Genomic DNA, 25,651 nt, shown 5'->3' on the forward strand with positions numbered 1-25,651 from the left:
TCAGCCCTTCAGCGCCCCGCCCAGCGCGAAGCCGCCGCCGAGCTTGCGCGCCAGCAGCAGGTAGAGCAGCACGACGGGGATCGAGTAGATGATCGAGAACGCCGAGAGCTGGCCGTACTGCGTCTGGTCGTGCGCGCTGAGGAAGTTGAAGACGCTGACCGAGGCCGGCAGCTTCTCCGGGTCGAGCAGCAGGATGAAGGGGACGAAGAAGTTCCCCCACATACCGATGAACGTGAAGATCGTGACGACGATGACGCCCGGCCACATCAGCGGCAGCACGACCCGCCACAGCACCTGCATCGAGCCCGCGCCGTCGATCCTGGCGGCCTCCTCCAGCACGATCGGCACGCCGTCCATGAAGTTCTTCATCAGCCAGATGCCGAACGGGAGCGACGATGCGGCCAGGAAGAGCGTGGTGCCGGCCATCGAGTCGATCAGGTTGACCTGCACGAACATGCTGTAGACCGGGATCATGACCGCCGTGATCGGCAGGCCGGTCGAGAACAGGATCGTGTAGAGGAACGGCTTGCGCAGCTTCGAGCGGTAGCGGGAGAGCGGGTAGGCCGCCAGGATCGACAGCGCCACGGTCAGGAAGGTCGCGCCGCCGCACAGGATCAGCCCGTTGAGCATCGGCCGGTAGGTCGTGTCGACGTTGAGGATCTTGCCGAAGTTGTCGAGCGTGAACGGGTCGGGCAGCGAGAGCCGGAAGCTGGCGTGCGCGTTGACCGAGGCCAGCAGCATCCAGAGCAGCGGGACGACGTACACCACCGAGATCAGCAGCAGCGCGATGTTGACGCCGATCCGGCTGGTGCGGGCGCGTCCCGAGCGGGCGCCGCCCCGCGCGGACGGCGCGGTCGGGACGCTTCGAGCGGTGGCGGTGGCGGGGGTGGTGGTCGCGGCCATCAGTCCTCCTCCAGTTTCAGCAGCCGGATGTAGACGGTGGAGAAGAGCGCGCCGACCAGCAGCAGCACCAGCGCGATGGCGGTCCCGTAGCCGATCAGGCTGTTCTGGAACGCCTGCTGGTACATGAAGATGGGCAGCGTCTGGCTCTTGTTGCCGGGGCCGCCCCTGGTCATGGTGTAGATCAGCCCGAAGACCGAGAGGGTCTGGAGGGTGATCAGCATCAGGTTGGTCATGATGGAGCGGCGGATGACCGGCAGGGTGACCCGCCACAGCCGCTGCCAGGGACCGGCGCCGTCCATCTCGGCGGCCTCGATCAGCTCCTGGGGCACGTCGTTGAGGGCGGCCGAGTAGACCATCATCGAGAACGCCGTACCGCGCCAGATGTTGGCGAAGCAGGCGGCCAGGATCGGCAGGGTGTAGAGCCAGTTCTGCTGCGGCAGGTGCAGCGCGTCCAGGATCGCGTTGAGCGATCCCTGCTGGAAGAAGAACGCGTACATCAGGTAGCCCGCGACGACTTCGGGCAGCACCCAGGCGGCGATGACGACCAGGCTGACGATCGACCTGACCGGCTTGGACGCCTTCTCCATCATCACGGCGAGCGCCAGCCCGAGCGTGTTCTGCCCGATGACGGCGGAGCCGATGACGAACACGAAGGTCAGCCATACGGCGTTGAGGAAGTCGGGGTCGCCGAAGGCCCGGGTGAAGTTGTCGAAGCCGACGAAGTCGGTGGCCGACGAGCCCGTCAACTGCATGTTCGTGAACGCGTAGTAGACGCAGTACCCGATCGGCCCGGCCAGGAAGACCGCCAGCAGGACGGCGGAGGGCAGCAGCGGCAGACCGCGCAACAGGCCCTGGGTGGCGGGGGATACGGGGCGACGGCGGCCTGCGCGCCCGGCGCCCCGGCGGCCGGGGCCGCCCGGATCGCCGGGGGCGTCGGCGGCGCCGGGCTTCCGGCCGCCGCCGTCCAGGGTGGTGGTGGGGCCGCTCACTACGAACCCTTGACCGTGTTGTCCGCGCCGACCGCGGACTTGACATCGTTGTCGAACGTGGAGGCCGCCTGGTCCACGCTCGCCTGACCGGTCGTCACCGACTCCATGGCCTTCTGGATGGCGGTGGAGACCTGGGTGTAGGCGGGCAGGGCGGGCCGGTAGTGGGTGTCGGCGACCAGTGAGGTGAAGAACTTGTTGGTCGGCAGCGCCTTCAGGTACGTCGGGTCGTCGGCCACGTCCTTGCGTACGGCGATGGTCGCGTTCGCGGCGTTCCACCGGGCCGAGGCGTCCTTGGTCTCCAGGAACTGGACGAACTTGAAGGCGAGATCGGGGTTGGACGCCTTCGACGGGACGGACCAGGCCCAGCCGCCGGACATGCTCACCCTGCCGGGGGCCTGCCCGTTCTGGGTGGGCATCGCGGCGGTGGCCATCGTGGACTGCCATTCGGGCCACGGTTTGCTGCCGGTGCGGATCCAGTTGTTCGGCATCCAGGAGCCGTCGATGTCCATGGCGAGCTTGCCGGCCGGGATCATCTCCGTGCCGACGGCGGCGCCGATGTTCGCGCCGAGCGCCTGCTCGACGGAGGGGCCGAGCTTCTGGCCGTACACGTCCTTGATGAACTGGAGCGAGTCCTTGAAGCCCTGGCTTCCGACGACCCACTTCTTCTGTCCGCTGTCGTACAGCGCGTCACCGCCGGCCTTCGTGCCGTACAGCAGCATCTCGAAGCCCTGCATGGTGGACTGCTCGCCGCCCGCCGTGCCCGTGTAGATGTTGAACGGGGTGATCGAGGGGTCGGACGCCTTGATCTTCTTGGCCGCGTCGAGGACGTCGGCCCAGGTCTTGGGCTGCCAGGGGACGGAGATCCCGGCCTTCGCGAGGATCTTCTTGTTGTACCAGATGCCGCGGGTGTCCGTGTTGTCCGGTACGCCGTACGTCTTGCCGTCGGCGGCCTTCACGGCGGCCTTGGACGCGTCCGCGAACTGCGACCAGTCCGACCACTTGTCCAGGTAGTCGTCGAGCGGCTTGAGGTAGCCACTGGCGATGTCGGAGTTGATCGTCGCGGTGTCCTCGTACACGAGATCGGGCGCGGTCGAGGGCGAGCGCATCATGAGCTGGAGCTTGGTGTAGTAGTCGTTGGAGGAGGCGGTGACCGGGACCAGCTTGACGGTGGTGCCCGGGTTCTCCTTCTCGAACCGCTTCACCATGGGGGCCAGGAAGGTCGCCTGGACCTTGTTGCTGTTGTTGAGCTGCTGCTGATAGACGACCTTGATCGTCTTGCTCGAACTCCCGGAGGACGAGCCGGTCCCACAGCCTGCCGCCGTGATGGCGATCGCGGCCGTGACGCTGACGGCTGCGAGAAGTCTGGTACGCACAGTAGATCCTCCGACGAAGAACCCGATCGAAGCCCGAAGAGGCAGGGAATAGCTCATCCCGCGCAAAGCGGATATGGTCCCCTATCCGGGCGTTTTTGCCCTGGCCTGCTGACGCTCAGCTAAATCCAATGGATTGATTAAGTCAACGCTTCGGCCATGTAAACTTCGGTCACGATTCCGGATCGCCGGACGGTCGCCGCACAGCCGACAGGCCGTGCGCGACGGCCGGGATCCCACCGCCCCGACCAGCGAACCACCCTCGCGGGCCAGGGCAGAGGAGGCGACACGACGTGACGCAGGGCGGGACGAACCTCCCGCGAGTGGGGGACTACAACCAGGCGGTCGTGCTCGACGCGATCCGCACCAGCGGGCCCGTCAGCCGGGTCGAACTCGCACCTCTCACGGGCCTCACCGCCCAGACCGTCTCCAATGTGGTCCGCAGGCTGCTCGACGCCGGTCTCGTGTCCGAGTCCGGGCACGCCCCCTCCAGTGGAGGCAAGCGCCGTACGCTCCTGTCCCCGCGCGCCGACGGCGCCTACGCCGTCGGGATCCATCTGGACCCCGACTCGGCCATGGTCGTCGTGGTCGACCTGGTCGGGGAGGTGCTGATCAGCAGAAGGGTCCGGCTCACCGACCCCCGCGACCCGGAGGTGGTGGTCGACCAGGCGGTACGGGCCGCCCGCCGGCTCACCGCCCGCGCCGAGATCGACCCCGCCCGGCTGCTCGGCACCGGCATCGCCGCCCCCGGCCCGATCGACGGCCGCGCGGGCGCCGTGATCGCCCCGCCCAATCTGCCCGGCTGGGAGTACGTGCCCCTGCTGGAGATGTTCGGGAAGGCGACCGGCATGCCGGTCGCGCTGGACAACGACGCCACGGCCGCCGCCATCGGTGAGCGCTGGATCGGCGGCAGACGGCGGGCGGGCAGCTTCTTCTTCATCTACCTGGGCACCGGCATCGGCTCCGGAGTCGTCCTCAACAACACCGTGCTGCACGGCGATTCCGGCAACGCGGGGGAGTTCGGCCACATGTCCGTCGAACCGGGCGACCGGGTCTGCCACTGCGGCAGTACGGGCTGCCTCGGCCCGTACTGCAACCCCGCCGCCATCATCGAGGACCTGCTGGCCCGGCAGGGCGCGGGCACCGGCGTATCCCTCGGCCTCACCGGCGACCCGGCCGACCTGCACCGTGACTGGAAGCTGCTGCGGCGCGCGGTACGGGCGGGCGACCCCGCCGCGACCGACGCCGTACGCCGCGCCGCCCGGCGCCTCGGCCAGGCCACCCGGGGCGCGGTCAGCCTGCTCGACGTCGGTTCCGTGGTGCTCGGCGGGGAGGCGCTGCGCGGGATCGAACCCATCCTGTGCGAGGAGATCGACGCGGCCGTCAACAGCACCTCCGTCGGGCATGGCAAGCGGAACATCGCCATCGAGCGGAGCGTGATCGGGGACACGGTCGGCGCGGTGGGTGCCGCGTCGCTGATCCTGCACGGGAATTACGCGCCGGGATGGCGGATGCTGATCGACGGGTGAGCGGGACGGGCACCCGCTACGGGGGGCGGTGACCGACGGGTGCGGGTGCGCGCCACCCTCCTGTCGTGGGTACCCCCTTGTCAGGGTCACCCCCCTGACAAGGGGTGTCCGGCCACCCGAGCCGTACCGCGTCTGCTGTATGCCGTCGGCCGGCCGTACTCCTCAAGGATGCCGTCGAGTTCCGACCGGAGGCACGGCGGTTCGTTTCCCAGGCCGTTTAGGGTTCAAGGATGGAGACCCCAACCCCCCGCCGGTCCTGGCTGCGCGCGCGATGGCCGGCCGTGGTGGCCGCCGTCGCCGTGCTGGTCGGAGCAGGCACCTGGACCGCCGTCGCGTCGGACAGCGCGCCCGCCGTGCACCGGGAGGACCGGGTGATGGCGATGCCGGGTGCCCGGATCGACACCTCGTACTTCACCTCCGGCGGCGGCGGGCGCCGGCCCGCCGTGCTGATCGGGCACGGCTTCGGCGGCAGCAAGGCCGACGTACGGGACCAGGCCGAGAAGCTCGCGCGCGACGGGTACGCGGTGCTGACCTGGTCGGCGCGCGGCTTCGGGAAGTCGACCGGCCGGATCGGGCTCAACGACCCGGACCACGAGGTCAAGGACGTGTCCCGGCTGATCGACTGGCTCGCGAAGCGCCCCGAGGTCCAGCTCGACGCGAAGGGCGACCCCCGGGTCGGGATCACGGGCGCCTCGTACGGCGGGGCCATCTCGCTGCTCGCCGCCGGGTACGACAAGCGGGTCGACGCGATCGCCCCGCAGATCACGTACTGGAACCTCGCCGACGCGCTCTTCCCCGACGACGTCTTCAAGAAGCTCTGGGCCGGGATCTTCTTCTCCACCGGAGGCGGCTGCGGGACCTTCGAGAAGGCGCTGTGCGCGATGTACCAGCGGGTCGCCGTCTCCGGCACCCCGGACGCGGCCGCCCGCACCCTGCTGGAGGAGCGCAGTCCGTCCGCCGTTGCCGACCGTATCGACGTGCCCACGATGATCTTCCAGGGCCAGACCGACTCGCTCTTCCCGCTCGGCCAGGCCGACGCCATGGAGAAGGCGATCCGCGCCAACGGCGCACCGGTCGACGTCGACTGGATCGCGGGCGGGCACGACGGCGGCGACATGGAGGGCGGCCGGGTGCTGAACCGGGTCTCCTCCTGGTTCGACCGCTATCTCAAGGACGACAAGAGCGCGGACACCGGTCCGGCGTTCCGGGTCACCAGGACCGGAGGCGTCGACTCCACCGACGGCAGGGCCCAGATCAGGGGCGCCGGCAGCGACAGCTACCCGGGTCTGGAGAGCGGCACCACCGACGTTCCGCTCAGCGGCGGCACCAAGACCTTCGAGAATCCGGCGGGCGCGAGCCCGCCCGCCATCTCCGCCGTTCCGGGCGTCGGCGGCGGACTCTCCCAGCTGTCCACGTTCGGGGTCGGGCTCTCGCTCGACTTCCCCGGACAGAACGCCGCCTTCGACTCCGCGCCGCTCGACCGGTCGCTGCGCATCACCGGTACACCGACCGTCCGCGCCACCGTCACCTCCAGCGGCGGCGACGCGGTGCTGTTCGCCAAGGTGTACGACGTCGGCCCCGACGGCAGCCGGAACGTGCTGCCGTCGCAACTCGTCGCACCCATCAGGGTCGAGGGCGCCGAAAAGGGCAGGACCGTGGAGCTGACCCTGCCCGCCGTGGACCATCAGCTGGTCCCCGGACACCGGCTGCGGCTCGTCCTCGCCGCCACCGACCTCGGCTACGCCTCACCGGCCGACCCCGCCACGTACAAGGTCTCCCTCGAAGGACCGCTGACCGTACCGACCGTGCCCGCGCTCACCAGCGGGTCCGCGGCGCTGCCCTGGTGGACGTGGGGGCTGCCCGCCATCGGCGTACTGATCGCGGCCGGGCTGCTGCTCACCGCCCGCCGCCGCGGCGGCACGCCGGCGCCCGACCCCGAACTGGCCGGTGTGCCGCTGCGGATCGAGGGTCTGACGAAGCGGTACGCCAAGTCCTCCGACCGGTACGCGGTCCGTGATCTCTCCTTCCAGGTGGAGAAGGGACAGGTGCTCGGGCTGCTCGGTCCGAACGGCGCCGGGAAGACCACCACCCTGCGCATGCTGATGGGACTGATCGCCCCGGACGCCGGTGAGATCAGGGTCTTCGGCCACGCCATCAGGCCGGGCGCCCCGGTGCTCTCCCGGGTCGGCGCGTTCGTGGAGGGCGCCGGCTTCCTGCCGCATCTGTCGGGACGGGCCAACCTGGAGCTGTACTGGCAGGCCACCGGCCGCCCCGCCGAGGACTCCCGCATCGAGGAGGCGCTGGAGATCGCCGGGCTCGGCGACGCGCTCGCGCGGGCCGTACGCACCTACTCGCAGGGGATGCGGCAGCGCCTCGCCATCGCCCAGGCGATGCTCGGCATGCCGGATCTGCTGATCCTCGACGAGCCGACCAACGGTCTCGACCCGCCGCAGATCCGCGAGATGCGGGATGTGATGATCCGTTACGCGGCGGGCGGCAGGACGGTCATCGTCTCCAGCCACCTCCTCTCCGAGGTCGAGCAGTCCTGTACGCATCTGGTGGTCATGCGCCGCGGTCAGCTCGTGCAGGCGGGACCGGTCGAGGAGATCACCGGATCGGGTGACTCGCTGCTCGTCACCACCGCCGAGGAGGTGCCGGAGCCCGTGATCGAGAAGATCGCCGCGCTGCCCGGCATCGGCTCGGCCGTCCGCGCGGACGGCGGCCCCGGGCTGCTCGTACGGCTCGACGGCGCGAGCACCACCACCCTGGTCACCGAGTTGATACGGCTGGATGTCCCGCTCACCGGGGTCGGACCCCACCGCCGCCTGGAGGACGCGTTCCTCACCCTGATCTCCGGAGGCTCCGCATGAGCGCGCTGATCGAAACGGCCCCCGGCTACCGGGCCCGGCGCACCCTGCCGCTCCGGGTCGAGGCGCTGCGGCAGTTGCGGCGCAGGCGGACGCTGGCGATGGGGATCATGCTGGCCGCGCTGCCTTTCGTGCTGATCGTGGCGTTCGCCATCGGCGGCACACCGGGCGGCTCCGAGAGCGGCCGGGTGACCCTGATGGACACCGCCACGGCCTCCGGCGCCAACTTCGCGGCCACCTGCCTGTTCGTCTCGGCCGGCTTTCTGCTGGTGGTGCCCGTCGCGCTGTTCTTCGGGGACACGGTGGCCTCCGAGGCGAGCTGGTCCTCGCTGCGCTATCTCCTCGCCGCTCCCGTCCCCCGATACCGGCTGCTGTGGAGCAAGTTGGCGGTCGCGCTCGGGATGAGCGCGGCGGCGATGCTCCTGCTGCCGCTGGTCGGGCTGGCGGCCGGTACCGCCGCTTACGGGTGGGGGCCGCTGGAGCTGCCGACCGGCGGCTCCCTGGCCGCGTCCGACGCACTGCCGAGGCTGGCGCTCGTCGTCGCGTTCATCTTCGTCTCCCAACTGGTCACCGCCGCGCTCGCCTTCTGGCTGTCGACCAGGACCGACGCCCCGCTGGGCGCGGTCGGCGGCGCGGTCGGGCTGACGATCATCGGCAATGTCCTGGACGCCGTGACGGCGCTCGGCTCCTGGCGGGACTTCCTGCCCGCGCACTGGCAGTTCGCGTGGGCGGACGCCCTCCAGCCGCAGCTGGAGTGGGGCGGCATGCTGAAGGGCACGGCCATCTCGGTGACGTACGCCGTGGTGCTGTTCGCCCTGGCCTTCCGGGGGTTCTCCCGCAAGGACATCGTGTCGTAGGCCGTATTCCGGCTCAGATCCAGCCCCGACGAGCCGCTTCCGCACCCGCGCGGAAGCGGCTCGTCGTGCCGAGGGCCGTGAGCACCTCGCCCACCCGGCGGCTGTACGTACGGCTCGACAGGCCCAGCCGCGTCGCCGCGGTCTCGTCGGTGAGCCCGGCCACCATGGCTTCCAGCACGGGCCGTAATCGCGCCGACAGGCCGCCCGGGGTGCGGGTCCCGGCCGTGGGCAGCTCCTCGCCCGTCTCCCACCAGGTCTCATGGGTGCGCGCCAGAGCCCGCACGACCACGGGATCGCGGATCAACAACAGGCCGTGGTAGTGCAGTTGGAGATCGAGGGGAACCGCGGCGACGCAGCGGTCCACCAGGATCATCTTGAACGGGATGGACTCGGTCTGCCGTGCCCGGCCGGGGAGTTGACGGGGAACGGAGTGCGGGAGCGCGGCCAGCGCGTGCCGGGGCACGATCCTGCGCACGCCGATCGAGGGGGAGCGGCGCCGCCGGCCCCTGCCCGCTGTCGAGCCGGCCGCCGTGCCGGGCCCGCTGTCGAGCCATACGTGGTCACCGGCCGCCCGCACGCACGCGCCCGCGAACTCGGCGAACTCCTCCGGCACACACTGCCCCGGGCAGCTGCCCGGATCGTCGAAGATCAGCATCTCCCTGCGGGCGGAGCGCACCAGCGCGGTCAGGGCCGCCGTCACCTCCCGTACGCCCCGGATGGGCCGGCCCGGCGGATGCGGCGCGTCCACCACGTCCTCCCGCGTCGCGCTCACCGACAGCGCCGACCTGTTGAGCAAGGAACCTGACACTTCCCCCACGGCTGACCACCCCCGCCATCCCCTCGGAGTCGTACGCCACTCCATGTACGCACACCATCGCTCACCGTGACAAGTGCAGTTCAGGGTGACGGTGGCTCCGCGCCCCGGGACCTGTGCGGGGCCGGTGTGCACGGGGGTGGCGCGCGTCGGCCGCGTGCTGTGGCGGGTTCGCCGTGAGTCCGGGGGATGCCGGGAGACCTTTGCCACAGGGAAATTATCCGCATCGGGACATGCTTATCCAATCGGATACGCGATGAGGGCCCGGACGATGTTCGTTCGGGCCCTCATCGCATCTACGATATGCGCGCTGTTCAGCGCCTCTTTTCGCCGGCTCTCTCTACCACCGGTACCACCGGCCACGCTTTCCGCCACTGGCGGCGGGGCGCAGTACGAAGCCCAGCAGCCAGATGACCAGCACGATCACGGCGATCCACCAGAGCGCCTTGACGGCGAAACCGACACCGAAGAGGAGCAGGGCGAGCAGAAGAACAACTATCAGGGGAACCATTCTTATCAACCTCCGAGCAGCCGTGTGCCCCCGGCGATGGGGGCCATGCGCGGAAATCGAATAAGTCTCAATCTGTTTTTCCGGGCGCTTCCGGGGAACGAGTCGCCGCCCGCGCCGGAAGTTATTCCGGTGCGGGCGGCGACGGGCCGGTCCGGTGTGGGCCTGGCCTGGGCTACTTCGGCATCAGTACCGAGTCGACCAGATACACCGTGGCGTTGGACGTCCTGATGTCGCCGCAGGTGATGTTCGCGGTGTCGTTCACCTTGAACGTCGTGCCGGAGCCCGAGGTGGTGAGGTCGGTGCCCTCCAGGGTCTTGAAGGTCCCCTTCGGCAGCTCGTTGGGGGTGACCGTCTTGTCCACGACGTGGTACTTCAGGACCTTGGCCAGCTCGGCCTTGTCGGCCAGCAACTTGGCGAGCTGGTCCTTCGGTACCTTCTCGAACGCCGCGTTGGTCGGTGCGAACACGGTGATGTTCTTGGACGTGTCGAGCGTGTCGGTCAGTCCGGCCTTCTTCAGGGCGGTGACCAGCGTGGCGAGTTGCGGGTTGTGCGAAGCGGCGGTGGCCACCTTCTCCTTCGCCATGTCCTTCAGGCTTCCGCTGCCCGTCTTCGGTACCGAGGAGCAGTCGGGGCCGAACGGCGCGGGCGCCGTCGACCCGCTGGTGGACGGCGAGGGGGACGGTGAGGTGCTGGCGGCGGCGCTGGGCGGCGTGCTGGGTGTCGGCGTGGCCGCGAGCGCCTGGGGTGCCATGGCCCCCAGGGTGACCGGGAGCGCTGCCGCCACGGCTGCGGCGACGAGGGTGGTGCGGATGCGGTTGGGCTTCATGTTTCGATTCCTCTTCCTGTGGGAGGAGGGCCTCGGCTCGGGCCCGGAGGCGTCGACGGCGGCCGGGTGGGCCGGTCGAGCGGCGGCCCGGAGGCGCCGGAGGGGGAGTGCTCACCGGTCCGGCCTGTCGCGTGCGACGATCGCGATCCTGTTGTCTGATCGAGCCACCGACTAAAGAGTAGCCATAGCTTGGCGTTTTGAGCATCTTGGGAGGATTTGACCGCTGTCCGGCGTGACCACTATGCGGCGTGATCGCTGTCCGGCGTGCCGCGCCGGTCGGCCAGCGTCAGCCCCAGCCCGCACGCCCAGCCGACCGGCTGGAGCGCCCAGTAACTCACCACCCGGTACAGGAGCGTGACGGCGATCGCCTGCTCCGTGCTCAGCCCGTACACCACCAGCAGGGCCGTGAGGCTCGTCTCGACCACGCCGAGTCCGCCGGGCGTCAGCCGCAGACTCCCCGCGAACTGCGTCAGCGCGTAGGCCGCGAGGATCCCGTGCCAGGGGACGCCGATCCCCAGACTCCACACGCACGTGACCAGGCACGCCAGGTCGAAACCCCAGTTGAGTACCGCCAGCGCGGCCGGCCGCAGCCAGGGGCGCGGACCCGGCCGGGTGGCCCGGACATGGCGGCCCAGCCGGGACAGCGCCTGCTCGACGTCCCAGAGCCGCCGCGAGCGCAGCCCCAGCCGCCGCCAGCCGCGCCAGGCCCGGCGGCGCACCCGGGGGAAACGCGACAGGCCCACCGCCACGCCCGCCACCACCAGCGCGGCCACCGCCAGGGCGACGACCGCGCCCCGCAGCCCCGACGCGGGACCCGAGGAACCGGCCACCAGCACCCCGGCCACCAGCAGGACGAAGAGGCTCAGCGCCGACAGCGTCCCCGCGACCGCGAGCACCGCGCCCGCGAGCACCTGCTCCACGCCCCTGCGGCGCAGCCGCCGGAAGACCCACGCGGCGGCGAACGCGGCCCCGCCGGGCAGCGCGCCCGCGATGGCGTTGCCCGCCAGCACGAGAGCGGCCATGGCGCGCAGCCGTACCCGGGCGCCTCCGGCGCGCAGCAGCCACCGCTGGAGCGCCGCGAGACAGAGCAGGGAGGCCGCCTCGCAGACGGCGGCCACCAGCAGGCGGTACGGACGGACCTCGCCGATCAGCCGGACGGCGGACACCAGCTCGTGACGCCGGGTGACGGCGACGGCCACGGCGAGCGCCACGAGTACGGCAGCGACCACCCACCACCAGGGGCGTACCGCCGCCCGCACCGGCGCGCGCGTGAGGTCCCCCTCGTGTCCCCCGGGGCGACCCACCACCCCTCCGACGATACGACCGGCACGCGCGCCGGACCCGCTCAGCACTCAGCCGTTCAGGCACTCAGGAGTTGAGGAGTTCAGCCGCTCGGGCGGTCAGCCGTGACCCGGCGCGCCCGACGCGACCGACTGCCCGCCGTAGCTCAGCTCGCTGGCCAGCAGCGCCGCTCCGACCACGCCCGCGCGGGGGCCGAGTTCGGACATGACGATCGGGAGGTTGCCGGTGGCCAGCGGCAGTGACCGCTTGTAGACGACGCTGCGGATCTCGGAGAGGAGGACATAGCCCAGCCCGGCCAGCCCGCCGCCGATCACGATCATCGACGGATTCATGAAGCTGACCAGCGTGGCGAGGACCTGTCCGACCCGGTGGCCGCCCCGGCGGATCAGGGTGACGGAGGCGGTGTCCCCGGCCGTGGCGCACTCCGCGACGTCCACGGCGGTCAGCGCCCCTCGTTCGGCCAGCCGCTCGGCCAGCGCGGGCGACTCCCCGGAGCGCGCGGCGGCGGTCGCGTCCCTGGCCAGCGCGACCCCGCCGAAGTAAGCCTCCAGACAGCCGGTGTTGCCACAGGTGCAGACGGGGCCGTCGGCCTCGATCTGTATGTGGCCGATGTCGCCGGCGCAGCCTTCCGCGCCCCGGTAGATACGGCCGTGGTGCTGCATGCCCGAGCCGATCCCGCTGCCGATCTTGACGAAGAGCAGATGGTCGACGGTCCTGGCGATCCCGCTGTGCCGCTCCCCGAGGGCCATCACGTTGACGTCGTTGTCGACGACCACCGGGCAGCCGTGTTCCCTGGCGAGGGTGTCGCGTACCGGGTAGCGGTTCCACCCCACCATGATCGGCGGGGAGACGGGCACGCCGTCGCGGAAGCTGACCGGACCGGGAAGGCCGATGCCGATGGCGTCCAGCCGCGTGTAGTGACCCTGGGCCGCCAGTTTGTGGAGGATCTCGCTGACCCGGTCCAGCACGGCCACCGGGCCCGAGCGGATGTCGGCCGCCTCCGAGTAGGAGGCCACGGGCTCCAGGCCGCCGTCGGTGATCTCGATGTCGAGCGAACTGGCGCCGAGGTCGACGGCGGCGAACCGCAGCCCCGGGTCCAGCTGTACGAGGGTGGAGCGCCGGCCGCCGCGCGAGGCGGCAGGACCCGCCTCCAGCACCTTGCCTGCGGCCACCATGCGGTCCAGTTCGGCCAGTAACCTCGGCCGCGGTATCTCCAGCCGGTCGGACAACTGGGCGCGGGACAGCGGGCCGTTGTCGCGCAGCAGACTCATGACGCGGTACGGAACGCTCATGGGCTCACTTCCTCGATCCTCGGAACGCCCATTCGACAACAGGCCCTTACCGTGCGACCGTACGCAACTTTCGCTGTCACCGCCAAAAGTTCGGCGGTCATGGAGTTGCCGCCCCACCACCAGCGCGTGGGACGGCAACTCCCTTTCACCTGGGGGAGGTCAGCCGGTCAGATCCCCCCTCACGGCCCGTGCGTCCCGGGCGAGCGCCGCGCCCGCCGCCCGGTCCGGCACCAGCGACGGTTCACCGGCGGACTCGGCGAACGAGTCCAGCACCGCCGCCGCCCGGCTGGTCCGCCCGGCCTCGGCGTGCTCGCGTGCCTGGGCGAGCCGGAGCGTCAGGCGCTGAAGGCCCTGCGCCGACACCAGACCGTCCGCGCGCAGCCGGGGCAGCAGCGCGTCGAGGTCGTCGAAGGAGGTACGGGTGGTGAAACGCACCGTCTTCGCCGTGGTGTTGCCGGCCCGGTCGCGCGCCGTCACCTTCAGCTCGTGGCCGCCCAGCGGGAGCCGCCACAGTTCCAGGGGCTGGCCGGAGACGAGCGCCGCGCCGTCCAGGGCGGCGGTCGCCGTGGCGCCTCCGGAGACCGCGTCGGTGGCCGTGACCACCGGCGTCGGCCGCTTCGAGTCGCCGTACGCGCCGTCCTCGTCCAGTCCGGTGACCGTCACCGCGGGACCGGATTTGTCGATCCGTACCGTCAGGCTGCCGGTCTCGGAGACATTGCCGCCGCTGTCGGTCGCGCGGTAGAGGACGGTGGTGGCGCCCTCCGCGGCGAGGCTGACGGCGGAGTTGGCCGACAGCCAGGTGGTACCGCCGTTGACCGAGTACTGACGGCTGCTGACCGTGCCGTTGTCGGTCGCGGTGACGTTGAGCGTCACATTGCTGGTGTACCAGCCGTTGTCACCGTTGGGGCGTGGCGGGTTCAGCGTGGCGGTCACCTTCGGCGGCGTCCTGTCAGCGACTCCCGGCCCCAGGAAGGTCAGGGAGTCCAGCTCGACCCCGCCCGAGGAGGTGACGAACAGCTCGCCGGTCCCCGAAGGGGCCTTGTCGAAGGTGGTGTCGACGGATCGCCATCCCTCGCCCGCCGGTACGGAGACGGTCGCGAAGGGCTCGGCGTCCGCCGCGTTCCAGCGCAGCGCCAGGGTCCCGGCTCCGCTCGCGCGGGTCCGCACCCCGTCGATGCCCGCGAACGAGACCGGGTCGTAGGCGATCCAGTCCCCGGCGTCGAAGGACGTCACCTTCCGCTGCCCGGACGCCGTGGCGTCGTCGGTGACCGTGACCCCCTGCTCGGAGTCGTAGTGCTCGGCCTGCATGAGGGCCGGGTTGAGGATCACCTGCGCGTCACCGGTGGCCGGCGGCACGCCGCCCGCGCCCTTGTCGGTGTAGGCGATGCCGAGGACGCCGAAGACGTTCTCGGTGTCCCCGTGCCCCGCGTCGGTCGGGGTCACGACCGCGCCCGTGCAGCCGGTGCCGCTGTTGACCGGGTGGCCGTGCTGGTTGTGGCCCAGGCCGAAGGTCCAGGCGACCTTGGCGCAGTCGACGTCCTTGCCGTCCTCGGCGTCCTCGATGTCGACCCCGTACGGTACGGCGTCGCCCCAGTTGAAGAAGCCACCGTCGGGCGGCGAGGTGATCGCCACGGTCGGCGCGGTGTTGCCGACCGTGATCTGGCGGCTGGTCAGCCCGGTCTTGCCCTGCGGGTCGGTGACCTTCAGCCGGGCCTGGAACTGGCCGTTGTCCGGATAGGTGCGGGTGGCACGCGGACCGGTGGCGTCGAAGACGCCGTCCCCGTCGAGATCCCACTGATAGGTGAGTTCGCCGCCCTCCGGATCGGTGGACGCGGTGGCGTCGAAGGAGACCGTCAGCGGGGCCTGCCCGGAGGTCGGATCGGCCTTGATCACGGCGGTGGGCGCCTTGTTGCCCTCCGCGTAGTCGATCCGGTAGAGGCCGGCGTCGGGGTTCTGCCGGAAGAAGCCGTCGCCGTAGTCCAGCACGTACAGCGCGCCGTCCGGGCCGAACTCCAGGTCCATCGGGTTGTCCCAGGGCGGGATGCCGTTCTCGGACCGCTCGCTGTTGGGCAGCACGTTCTCCAGCTTGGTCACCGGACCGTCCGGGCCCGCCAGGGTGAAGGCGGCCACGTAGTCCTGGGAGAACTCGCCGAAGAACGCCTTGCCGTCCCAGTAGGCGGGGAACTTGCCCGGAGCGGGATTGTCCGCGTCGTAGTGGTAGACGGGACCCGCCATCGGCGCCTGTCCGCCGGGCCCGCCCGGACCGCGGAAGGCGGTCAGCTCGGGCCAGGGCTGGTCGGTGTCGCGGTCGCCGTACCAGAGCGTCGCCGGTACGGACGGCGGCAGCTCGGAGAGCCCGGTGTTCCAGCGCGAGTCGTTGACCGGCGCGGCGCAGTCGAAGGCCGGACCCGGGGTGAGCGTCGCGAAGTCGAAGTCACGGTACGGATGCGAGTTGTCGCCCGCGCAGAACGGCCAGCCGCTGTTCATGGGCTTGGTCGTGGTCTGCCACTCGACGTACCCCATCGGCCCCCGGTCCGGATCCGCCGTACCGGCGTCCGGCCCGTAGTCGCCCCACATCACGGCGCCGGTCTCCCGGTCGACCGTCATCCGGAAGGGGTTGCGCAGACCCATCACGAAGATCTCGGGCCGGGTCTTGGCGGTACCCGGCGCGAAGAGGTTCCCCTCCGGGACCGAGTAGCTCCCGTCCTCGCCGACCTTGATGCGCAGGATCTTGCCGCGCAGGTCGTTGGTGTTGCCGGCGCCCCGGCGCTCGTCCAGCCCCGGGTTGTAGGTCGGCGCGTCGTTGATCGGGGTGTAGCCGTTGACGTTGGGCCCGGACGCCGGGGTGTTGCCGCCCGTCGACAAGTAGAGATTGCCGTCAGCGTCGAAGTCCACGTCACCGGCGACATGGCAGCACTGGCCGCGGTTGGAGGGGATCCGGATGATCTCCTGGGCGGTGGACAGGTCGAGTTCGTCGCCCGTCCACTTGAAGCGGGTGAGGCTCTCGTGCCCCTCCCAGCGCTCCCAGTACGAGTCGTCCTGCCCGGCGGGCAGCTGGAGCGGAGCCGAGCCGGCCGGGGTGTTCAGCGGCGGCGAGTAGTAGAGGTAGACCCACTTGTTGGTGGCGAAGTCCGGGTCCAGGGTGACGGTCTGGAGGCCCATCTCGGAGTTCTGGTACACGTTGACGTGGTTGACGATCTTCGTCACACCACTGCCGGGGTCGGTCAGCCGCAGATCGCCGTTGCGGGCCGTGTGCAGGACCCGGCTGTCGGGCAGGACGGCGAGGTCGATGGGCTCGCCGGTGTCCTTGGTGAGGGTGACCTTCTCGTAATTGGCCCAGTCCAGGGCGTGTTCATGGCCCTCGTGGGCCTGCGCGGCGGGCGCGACGGCGACCACTCCGCCCAGCGCGGGCAGCGCCAGCAGGAGGGCTCCGGTGATCAGCCGTCTCAGGGTGCGGCGTACCGGGCTGCGTCTCCTCATCCGAGCAGCCCCTTCAGCGCCGTGTAGCTGCGCTGCGCCGCGCCCAGCGAGCCGGGCGGATCGGGCAGGGTGCCGGGCGCCGTGTCCTGCTCCCAGATGCCGAGGTGGGCGGCGCGGGGTCCGATGTCGCGGATGAACCTCTCGTACGGCAGGTCGCCCGCGCCGAACTCCACGATGTCGTAGCCGTTGGCGTTGGACGGGTTGGTGTCGCCGTCCTTCATGTGGAACAGCGGGTAGCGGTAGGGCTGGTTACGGACGTAGGCGGCCGGATCGAAGCCGGGGTAGCGGTACTGGCCGACGTACGCCCAGTAGATGTCCAGCTCCAGGTACACGTGGCGCGGATCGGTGTTCTTGAGGAACACGTCGTACAGCCGCACGGACGGCTGGTCGGTGGCGAAGGCGAACTCGCCCGCGTGGTTGTGCTGGTAGAGCTTGAGGCCGCGGGCGGTGGCCGCCGCGCCCCAGGTGTTGAACTCCTCGGCGGCGGCGAGATAGCCCGCCACCGTATTGCTGTTGGAGGGGGCGTTGGCCGTACCGATGTGCGGCATGCCGAGGATCTGGGCGGCGTCCAGCTCGCCCTGGAGGTTGGAGCGCAGATTGCCGATCCCGACATGGCTGCCCACCGCGCTGAGCCCGTTGTCGTCGAGGATCCGCCGGATCTCCGGGAGGGTGATCTGCCGGCCCAGGATGGAGGTGTTCTGGGTGTATCCGGCGAACTCGATCTCGCGGTAGCCGATCCGCGCCAGCTCTGTCAGCACGACGGCGAAGCCCAGCGCGCTGACCTTGTCGCGGATGCTGTAGAGCTGGATGCCGATGCGGTCCTTGGGGATGGACAGCGCGCCGGTCGCGGCGGCGGCGGAGGTGGCCGCCGCGACACCGGTGACCGAGGCGGCGGCGAGCGCCACGGTGGTGCCTGCGGTGGCCCGCAGGAAGTCCCTGCGGTCGAAGGACTTGTGCGAAGGACCCACGGTCACTCCTTGAGGAATGAGGTGTGAAGAGGTGCGGGGGAGAGGGCCCGTCGAAGGGCCCGGGGGAGTGCGGGACTCCATGACTTCAGGGCGCTGGGGGCGTGCGGGCCGGACTGCGGAACGGCCGCCCTACAGGCGGGACTTGCCGGCGGCGCTGGCGTCCGCCCGTGCCTCGGCCGCGCGCTCCTCGGCCTTCGCGGCCAGCTCGCTCCCGCGGTCCTGGACGGCGGCCCTGGCGCTGCGGGCGGACGAGGCCCCGGCCGCCGCCGTCTCCCCGGTCGTGGTGCCACGCACCCGCGCCAGGTCGCCGACCTTGAGGACCGGGGTGTTGCCGGTGGCGGTGAGCCCGCCCCGGACGATCGTGTTGTCCAGCACGGCGTTCGCGGTGTTGCCGGTGACCGCGAGATCGCCGCCCAGATAGCTGGCGCCGCGGCAGGAGCCGAGCAGCCCCTCGCCGCCGAGCTGGAGCGTGTCCTTGTTGGCCTTGTACACGGTGTCGCCGTACACCTCGCTGGCGCACAGGATGCCGCCGAGGGTGTTCCCGCTGACGGTGAGGGCGCCCTTGACGGTGGAGTCGTACACGTCGGTGTACTGGTTATTCTCGCCGGTGAGGGAGCCGGAGAGGGTGCTGCCGGAGACGTACAGCTCGCCCGACTCGCCCTTGACGGCCCCGGCGAGCGTCGAGTCGACCGCGTACACGAAGCCCCGCTGAGCGCTGATCCCGCCCTTGACGGTGGTCTCCTCCAGGTGCGTACCGAAGGCGGACCGGGCGTTGAGGGCGCCCTTGACGGTGGTGTCGGTGAGGTCCAGATACGCGTCGGCGCCCACCTCGACCGCCCCGCTGAACGTGGCACCGGCGGCCACGAGATCGGCCCCCGCCTCCACCGTCACGGTGCCCTTGACCTTGGTGCCGGTCAGGGTGCACGACTTACCGGCCGGAACCACCAGGTCGGTGTTGACGGTGACGGCCCCGCCGTCACCCACGCAGGTGGTGGTGAGCGCGGCCTGTGCGGAGCCGGCGAGGGCCACCAGCCCGCCCGAGACAACCAGCGACGCCAGTGACGTGGTGGCGATGAACGTACGGATCTTCATATCGCTTCCCTTCAGCTGCGACCGCGACCGCGCGGATCACGCGGGCGGGACTCCGGTAGACGCGCAACGCCTGGCACGGGCGCGAGGCCCGGCCGTGGGGGGAGACGTACAAAGAGGTGGGTGTACGGATGCCGCCGGGCGGTCGTGGTGTTACCGCGACGAAACACTTGCCCGATGGGCCGAGACACTAGGGCGCCCCATGGGGACTGTCCATAGGTTCGGTGCGAATCTCGTAAACTTTCTTATGAACCGTCAAAAGATGTGTCGTGCGACTCAAAAGAGCGGGACGGGCGTACGGGCCCGACCGGCCCCCGGACCGGCCGCCCGTCAGACCGCCGGACCGGCCGCCCGTCAGACCGCCCGTCAGGCCCGTCCCGGCTCCGGATCCACCGTCAGCCGCACCCCGAGCGTCCGGTCCGACGAGGGGCCCGTCCCGATCTCGAACGTCCCCGGTTCCACGGCCCGTTCCAGGGAGCGCGTGACCGACGCCAGGGTCCGCGTACCGACGGTGAAGGACACCTCGGCGCGCTCACCCGGCGCCAGGTCGATCCGGTCGAACCCGCGCAGCTCGCGCACGCGCGGCCACGACGAGCCGCCCAGGACACGGCGCACGTACAGCTGCACCATCTCGCGCACCGGCCGCGCCCCGGTGTTGGCGACCTCCACCACGCAGGTCAGCTCCGGGATCCCGCCCGACGCCGAGACGGCGACCGACGACCGGGAGAGCCGGGGCGCGCCGTACTCGACCGTCGTGTAGGACAGCCCGTGGCCGAACGCGTGCCGCGCGGTGGCCGGCTGGTCGGCGTACCCCCGGTAGCCGTGGTCCTTCCCGTTGTAGAACACGGGCAGCTGCGCCGCCGAGCGCGGTACGGAGACGGGCAGCCGCCCCACGGGTTCGGCGGCGCCGAAGAGCACCTCGCCGACCGCGCGCCCGCCCCAGGGCCCCGGATACCAGGCGCTGAGCACGGCCCCCGCCCGCGCGGCGAGGTCCTCGGCGACGGCGTGCGGGCGGCCCTGCACCAGCACCACGACGACCGGCGTCCCGGTCGCCGCCACCGCGCTCAGCAGCGCCGACTGGCCGTCGGGGAGCCGTAGTTCGGCGAGGTCGACACCCTCCCCGCAGGTCATGTCCGCCGGACGGGCGGAGCTGACGACCGCAGCGCCGTTGGAGTCGAAGCGGGTACCGGACTCCCGCGCGCTCGACCCGCCCAGCACCAGCACCGCCACATCGGAGGCGGCGGCCAGCGCGACCGCCGCCGGGATGCCGGACGGGTCACCGCCGACGAGTTCGCAGCCGCGCGCGTACGCGACCTCGCCGTCCTCCGGCGCCGCCGCCCTGATCCCGTCCAGCACGGTGACCCCGCTCCCCGGGGGCTGGGGCGCGGTGTAGTCGCCGATCTGCTGCGGCACGGAATCGGCGTTCGGGCCGATGACGGCGACCTTGCGGGCGCGCTCCGTCAGGGGCAGCGTGGCCCCGTCGTGCCGCAGCAGCACCACCGACTCCCGGGCGATCCGCACACTCAACTCCACCAGCCCGGACGGACTTTCCCGCTCGCCGGTGTACGGCCGCTCGAACAGGCCGAGCCGGAACTTGAGCGCGAGCACCCGGCCGACCGCCGCGTCCAGCACGCTCTCGCGCACCAGCCCGCGCCGCACGGCCTCGGCCAGCCGGGGAAAGCTGTCGTCCCACAGGCTCAGATCCGTCCCCGCCTCCAGGGCGAGCGCCCCCGCCGCCACCGGATCCCCGGCGAGCCGGGTCAGCCGGTCGAGCGCCTGACCGTCCGCCATCACCAGACCGGTGAAACCCCAGCGCTCACGCAGGAGTCCGGTCAGCAGCTCACGATTGGCCGCGCACGGCACGCCGTCGAACTCGTTGTACGCCGCCATGACGCCCGCCGCCCCGGCCCGCACCCCCGCCAGCGCGGCCGGGAGGTGGATCTCGTGCAGCTCGCGGAGGCCGAGTTCGGTGGCCGCGCTGTTGCGGCCGCCCACCGTGGCGCCCTGGCCCGCGAAGTGCTTCAGGACCACCGCCGCCCGGTCCGCGCCGTACGACACGGGCCCGCGCCCGCGCCCGTCCCCGGGCCCCTGCGCACCGCGCACCAGCGCCTCGGTGAACCGGGCCGCCAGATACGGATCCTCGCCGAAGCACTCCTCCGCCCGCCCCCAGCGCGGGTCCCGGACGAGATCCAGCGCGGACACCAGCGCCACATGGCCGCCGCGCGCCCGCAGCTGGGCCGCCGCGAGCGCCGCCGCCTCCTCGTACAGCCCCGGGTCCCAGGTCGCGCCCACCGCCAGGTTCACCGGCAGCACCGTGGAGTCCAGCGCCTGGTGGCCGTGCGGCATCTCCTCCACCATCAGGACCGGGATGCCGAGCCGGGTGTGCTCCACGACGTGCCGCTGCACCGCGTCGGACACCCGGGCGCCGTCGGCCGCGCCGATACCCGTCCCGCACGTCACCCCCGACCACGGGTCGGCCCGCTGGAGCCCGTAGAGCGCGCCCATGCCGTCGTACGCGGCGACCTCGGCGCGGAACGCCTCGGTGAGGCGGTGGCCGGAGGGCGTGCGCTCGTACGCCTCCCAGCCGTACATGCGCTGGTTGACCTGGCCCACCTTCTCAGTGAGCGTCATCCGGGAGAGCAGATCGCGCACCCGGTCGGCGACGGGCGCGGCCGGGTCCCGGTACCGGGGCTGGGGCTGGGGCTGGGGCTGGGACATGGGAAGGGATCCCCTCGACGGAACGGTGGTCGGGGCAGGGCACCGAGGACGGACCGGGGCAGGCCACGGCGGGGTCACGGCGGGTCACGGCGGGTCACGGCAGGGGTCGGGACACGCGTGCGGTCAGCCCAGTTCGAGCACGCGCACCCCGTACGGGGCGATGACCACGTCCCCCACGGGCTCCCCGCCGCGCAGCTCGCGCAGTTCGCCGTCGGCCTCGGGGCGCACGGTCAGCTCCTCGTCCGCCTGGCTCACCAGCCAGACGAACCGCTTCCCGTCCTCCCGTACCAGCGTGTCCGCCGAGACGTACGGCGTGTCGACGGTCACCGGCCGCGCCGCGCCCGCGATCCGCGCGAGCGCCGCGTACAGCCGGTGGGTCTCCTCCGGGTTGACGCGGGACGTGCGGGCCGCCATGTGCTCCAGCGGATACGTGGCGAGGACCGTACGGCCCCGGCCCGTCTCGTGCACCAGCAGCGCCGGACGGCCGTGCGCGTCGGTGGCGACGACCCGCGCCCCGTCCGGGACGACCGGCAGATAGGCGCGGCTGTCCTCGTTCCCCGCGACGGGGAAGCGCAGCGTCTCGCCCGCAGCGATGGACCCGAAGTCCTCGGCGAACGTCATCTCCAGCACATCGTCCTCGATGGGCTCGGCCACCCCGTACGAGAGCTGGAGCTCCACCCCGAACAGCCCGTCGAGATCGTGGAACCACGGGCCGCGCGTCGTCGGGTGCTCACCGGAGCAGAACGACAGATACACCGTCGCGCCCTCCCGCGCCCGCCGCTCCAGCTCGCGCCGGGTGCGCGTGGTCAGCTGCCGGGTCGAGGGCAGCAGATACAGCGACGCGTCGTCGGGCAGCCCGTCCGCCTCGCGGGCGAGGGCGACGGGCAGATCGGCGCCGCGCGCGGCCACGTACCCCTGATGCAGCGAGGTGAAGATCAGCGGGCGGTCGGCGGGCCGGCTGTAGGGGTAGCCGCGCTCCAGGAACGCGGGCACCACCAGCGCCGCGTCGGCGTCGGTACGGCGGCAGCGCGCGAAGTCGACCCGCTCCAGCACCTCGGCGAAGGCGGCCAGCTCGCGCAGCGGCTCCTTCGGCCGTCCGGCGTGATCGGTGATGCCGAAGTGCATCTCGAAGGGATGGTGGTCGTAGGGCGAGCGGTCCCACAGGTCGTCGTAGTCCGTGTTGTTCCAGGCGATCCAGCCGGTGGCGCCGCCGAGCAGCGAGTTGTGGAGCGTCTGCCGGTAGAAGATCCCCGCGTTCGCGGCCGAGACCGTGTCGGTGGAGAGGCCGAACTCCTCCAGCACGACCGGCTGCCCGGTGACGGCGGCGAGTTCGCACTCGAAGGCGGCGCGGTAGTGCTGGCGCGGCCGGTCCGTGTCCGAGCGGTACACGTGCGGTCCGACGAAGTCGACGTACTCGGCGGTGTCGCGCAGCGAGAAGCCGTTGTCCCGGCCGGTCACCTCGATGCCCCACGCGCCGTCGCCCAGCGACACCGGCTGCGTACCGCCCGCCGCGCGCACCGCGTCGCACATGAACTGCGCCCAGGCGGTGACGACATCGGAGGAGGGCGGGTCGACCTGGTAGATACGGCCGTATCCCGGCATCTCGTTGGTGATCAGCCAGCCGGTGACGGCGGGATGGTCCTTGAAGCGGCGGGTCATCTGCGAGACGAACCAGGCCTGCCGGCCGACGAGCCAGACGTCCTCGTACAGATCCCGGCCACCGCGCCACGCCGGGTCCCAGTTCTCCCCGGACATGTGGCCGACGATGAAGGTGGGGATCGTGCCCATCCCGGCCTCGGTGTGGGCGTCGAGGAAGTCCCGGAAGCGGTCGCACAGCTCCTCGTCGATCCGGTGCGGTTCGGGGTGGAAGTCCGGCCAGTAGAAGAAGGACCGGGTCATCGTCAGGCCGTGTTCGCGCAGGACGGCCAGCTCCTCGCGGACCGTCTTCGGCTGGTAGTCCCGCCACATCAGCGGACCGCCGCCGCGGGACCAGAAGTTGGCGCCGAGCCAGGGCAGAACGGCGGAGTCGTGGGTGAGCTGGGCGCTGTGGCGTCGCATGGCGAGTCCCTGAATCTCTGTCGGTGTGCGGGGGCGAGATGGTGGGGGGAGGGGGAGGCGGAGGCGGAGGGGGAGGTGAGGAGGAGGGAGGGACGGTCAGGACGCGGCCGGCGCTGGCCCCGTGGTCTCCCGTACGACCAGCCGGGGCCGGCCGTCCAGGACCGGCGCCGGTACGTCCTCCCCGCACTCGGCCAGCAGGGTGCGCGCGGCGGCGGCGCCGACGGCCTGCACCTGCTGGTCGACGGTGGTCAGCCGGGGGTGCAGCCAGCGGCCGAGCGGCAGGTTGTCGTACCCGATGACGGACAGGTCGTGCGGCACCCGCAGCCCGGCGCGCTGGGCGGTGCCGATCCCGCACACGGCCATCGAGTCGTTGGAGTACACGACGGCCGTCGGCCGCTCGCGCAGCGCCAGCAGCTCCTCGGTGGCGGCGACCGCGGCCGCCTCGGTGAAGTCGGTCTCCCGTACGGCGACGGGCCGTACCCCGGCCTCCGTGAGCGCGTCCTCGAAGGCCGCGCGGCGCAGCCGGGTGTGCGTCAGCTCGGCGGGACCCGTGACATAGGCGATCCGCCGGTGGCCCAGCTCCAGCAGGTGCGCGACGGCTTCGCGGACCCCGGCGCCCTGCTGCCCGAGCCCCACGTTCGGAACCGGTGAGGTGTCGTCGGGCGCGCTCAGCAGCACGGCCGGCAGCCCGAGCCCGCGCAGCAGCGGCGGGCGCGGATCGTCGGCGCGCGCGTCGGTCAGCACGGCCCCGTCGATCCGGCCCTCGGCGACCAGCCGTTCGTACAGCGCGCTCTCCTGCGCCATGTCCGCGACGAGATGGAGCAGCAGACCGTAGCCGCGCGGCGCGAGTTCGCCCTCCAGACCGGTGATGAGTTCGCTGAAGTGCGGGTCAGCGCCGAGCACATCGGTCGGACGGCGCACGACGAGCGCGAGCGTACGGGTGCGGGCCCGGCGCAGCGCCGTCGCGGACGCGCTCGGGGACCAGCCCAGCTCGGCGGCGGCGTCGAGGACGCGGCGCCGGGTCGCCTCGGCGATCCGGCCGGTGCCGTTGACCGTCTGGGAGACCGCGGCCGTGGACACCCCGGCCGCTGCGGCCACGGCCTTGATCGTGGGGCGCTCCCTGGCGGGAGGGGCGTCCCGCTGACGGGGGGCCCTTTGGGGATTCTGGGTCACATTTTCACCGCGCCACTGACGAGAGCCTGCTGCATCCGCTTCTGGAGCACGGTGTAGACGATCCAGACCGGCACCAGTGTCAATACCGTACCGGCGGTCAGGATCCCGTAGTCGGTCCCCGTCAGGGACTTGAGGGTGGGCAGCGCCACCTGCACCGTGCGCTGCGCGGGGTCGGGGCCGATGATCACGAGCGAGTAGAGGTACTCGTTCCAGAAGGTCAGGAAGTTCAGCAGCAGTACGGTCGCGATGCCCGGCATGCACATCGGGGTGTAGATGTGCCGCAGCACCGCGAACGTGGACGCGCCGTCGAGCCGCGCGGCCTCCTCCATCTCGCGCGGGATGGTCCGCATGAACTGGACGAGGATGACGACGGAGAGAGGCATCGCCGTGGCGGGGAGGAACAGCACCATGAAGGCGCGGGTGTGGAACAGCCCCGTGGCGGCGGAGAGCAGGAACGTCGGGAAGAGCGCGGCGAACGTCGGCACCAGGAACCCGAGCGAGAACACCCGCTCCACCAGCGCGCCCAGCGGACCTTCCGCGCGGGCGATCGCGAAGGCCGCGGGAATGGCGAGCGCCAGCGTCAGGGCCAGCGCGAGCACCGTGACGAGGGCCGAGTTGACGACGGCCAGGCCCAGGTCGGCGGAGGAGAACGCCTCGCCGAAGTTGCCGAAGGAGGGGGAGGTGGGCAGCGCGAACGGGCTGCCGAAGATCTGGTCGTTCGTCTTGAACGCCGAGACCAGCAGGTAGTAGAGGGGGACCACCAGCAGCACCGCGTACAGCCACGCGAAGACGTGCGCGGGCAGCCAGGACTTTCCGAGTTTCATGGCACTGGCTCCGGATCTGCGGATCGGTTCGGCATTTCTGGCCGGCATTTCTGGCCGGCTTCTCTGGTCGGTGGTTCTGGT

General features: G+C 71.4%; 18 protein-coding genes. 3 read left to right on the forward strand and 15 right to left on the reverse strand.

The features are described 5' to 3' along the window. From OG627_RS23330 to OG627_RS23340, 3 genes are read right to left on the reverse strand one after another with little or no spacing between them, the layout of a single operon-like run. Nucleotides 1-903, reverse strand: coding sequence for a carbohydrate ABC transporter permease (locus OG627_RS23330; protein WP_329068119.1), 903 nt, complete (start codon nt 901-903; stop codon nt 1-3). Beyond that, entirely contained in the window at nt 903-1,871 is a 969-nt protein-coding gene (locus OG627_RS23335) for a carbohydrate ABC transporter permease (RefSeq protein WP_443073647.1), read from the reverse strand. Before OG627_RS23335 ends, OG627_RS23330 begins: the two co-directional genes overlap by 1 nt. Nucleotides 1,872-1,891: 20 nt before the next feature. Then, the gene (locus tag OG627_RS23340; protein ID WP_329068121.1) at nt 1,892-3,265 is read right to left on the reverse strand and encodes an extracellular solute-binding protein; all 1,374 of its coding nucleotides are present in this window, start codon (nt 3,263-3,265) and stop codon (nt 1,892-1,894) included. A 290-nt stretch (nt 3,266-3,555) separates the two neighbouring features. On the opposite strand from OG627_RS23340, the gene OG627_RS23345 reads away from it, so the two are divergent. From OG627_RS23345 to OG627_RS23355, 3 genes are all read left to right on the forward strand, one after another. Further along, nucleotides 3,556-4,791, forward strand: a complete 1,236-nt coding sequence (locus OG627_RS23345) for an ROK family transcriptional regulator (RefSeq protein WP_329068123.1) — start codon at nt 3,556-3,558, stop codon at nt 4,789-4,791. 230 nt (nt 4,792-5,021) lie between these two features. Further along, nucleotides 5,022-7,661: an alpha/beta fold hydrolase gene (locus OG627_RS23350; protein WP_329068126.1), complete on the forward strand. Its 2,640-nt coding sequence runs from the start codon at nt 5,022-5,024 to the stop codon at nt 7,659-7,661. Then, the gene (locus tag OG627_RS23355) at nt 7,658-8,515 is read left to right on the forward strand and encodes an ABC transporter permease (RefSeq protein ID WP_329068128.1); all 858 of its coding nucleotides are present in this window, start codon (nt 7,658-7,660) and stop codon (nt 8,513-8,515) included. The genes OG627_RS23350 and OG627_RS23355 overlap by 4 nt, the downstream gene beginning before the upstream one ends. Before the next feature lie 13 nt (nt 8,516-8,528). Here OG627_RS23355 and OG627_RS23360 read toward each other — a convergent pair whose 3' ends face one another. The 12 genes from OG627_RS23360 to OG627_RS23415 all read right to left on the reverse strand — a co-directional run bounded on the left by OG627_RS23360 (nt 8,529) and on the right by OG627_RS23415 (nt 25,570). Then, entirely contained in the window at nt 8,529-9,311 is a 783-nt protein-coding gene (locus OG627_RS23360) for a helix-turn-helix transcriptional regulator (RefSeq protein ID WP_329068129.1), read from the reverse strand. Nucleotides 9,312-9,669: 358 nt separating this feature from the next. Further along, a complete protein-coding gene (locus OG627_RS23365) occupies nt 9,670-9,840 on the reverse strand; it encodes a hydrophobic protein (RefSeq protein WP_329068131.1) in 171 nt (56 codons plus the stop codon). 172 nt (nt 9,841-10,012) lie between these two features. Then, nucleotides 10,013-10,666 carry a fasciclin domain-containing protein gene (locus tag OG627_RS23370; RefSeq protein ID WP_329068133.1) on the reverse strand — a complete coding sequence of 218 codons (654 nt, stop codon included), beginning with the start codon at nt 10,664-10,666 and terminating at the stop codon, nt 10,013-10,015. Between the two features lie 239 nt (nt 10,667-10,905). Continuing rightward, on the reverse strand, nt 10,906-11,973 hold the full coding sequence (locus tag OG627_RS23375; RefSeq protein WP_329068135.1) for a lysylphosphatidylglycerol synthase transmembrane domain-containing protein: 1,068 nt from the start codon (nt 11,971-11,973) through the stop codon (nt 10,906-10,908). 93 nt (nt 11,974-12,066) lie between these two features. Beyond that, the gene (locus tag OG627_RS23380; RefSeq protein ID WP_329068137.1) at nt 12,067-13,260 is read right to left on the reverse strand and encodes an ROK family transcriptional regulator; all 1,194 of its coding nucleotides are present in this window, start codon (nt 13,258-13,260) and stop codon (nt 12,067-12,069) included. A gap of 159 nt (nt 13,261-13,419) precedes the next feature. Then, nucleotides 13,420-16,740, reverse strand: coding sequence for a PQQ-dependent sugar dehydrogenase (locus tag OG627_RS23385; RefSeq protein ID WP_329068139.1), 3,321 nt, complete (start codon nt 16,738-16,740; stop codon nt 13,420-13,422). Then, nucleotides 16,737-17,708 (reverse strand): sugar phosphate isomerase/epimerase family protein, encoded by a 972-nt coding sequence (locus tag OG627_RS23390; RefSeq protein WP_329068140.1) that lies wholly within the window; start codon nt 17,706-17,708, stop codon nt 16,737-16,739. Before OG627_RS23390 ends, OG627_RS23385 begins: the two co-directional genes overlap by 4 nt. Before the next feature lie 129 nt (nt 17,709-17,837). Beyond that, the gene (locus tag OG627_RS23395) at nt 17,838-18,800 is read right to left on the reverse strand and encodes a hypothetical protein (RefSeq protein ID WP_329068142.1); all 963 of its coding nucleotides are present in this window, start codon (nt 18,798-18,800) and stop codon (nt 17,838-17,840) included. Nucleotides 18,801-19,163: 363 nt separating this feature from the next. Then, entirely contained in the window at nt 19,164-21,515 is a 2,352-nt protein-coding gene (locus OG627_RS23400; protein ID WP_329068144.1) for a glycoside hydrolase family 3 N-terminal domain-containing protein, read from the reverse strand. A 123-nt stretch (nt 21,516-21,638) separates the two neighbouring features. After that, a complete protein-coding gene (locus OG627_RS23405; RefSeq protein WP_329068146.1) occupies nt 21,639-23,573 on the reverse strand; it encodes a cellulase family glycosylhydrolase in 1,935 nt (644 codons plus the stop codon). A gap of 96 nt (nt 23,574-23,669) precedes the next feature. Further along, nucleotides 23,670-24,671, reverse strand: coding sequence for a LacI family DNA-binding transcriptional regulator (locus OG627_RS23410; RefSeq protein ID WP_329068148.1), 1,002 nt, complete (start codon nt 24,669-24,671; stop codon nt 23,670-23,672). Nucleotides 24,672-24,742: 71 nt separating this feature from the next. After that, on the reverse strand, nt 24,743-25,570 hold the full coding sequence (locus OG627_RS23415; protein ID WP_329068150.1) for a carbohydrate ABC transporter permease: 828 nt from the start codon (nt 25,568-25,570) through the stop codon (nt 24,743-24,745). Nucleotides 25,571-25,651: the final 81 nt, after the last annotated feature.

Origin of the sequence: Streptomyces sp. NBC_01429 (assembly GCF_036231945.1) — a bacterium.
In the GTDB taxonomy this organism is placed as follows: domain Bacteria; phylum Actinomycetota; class Actinomycetes; order Streptomycetales; family Streptomycetaceae; genus Streptomyces.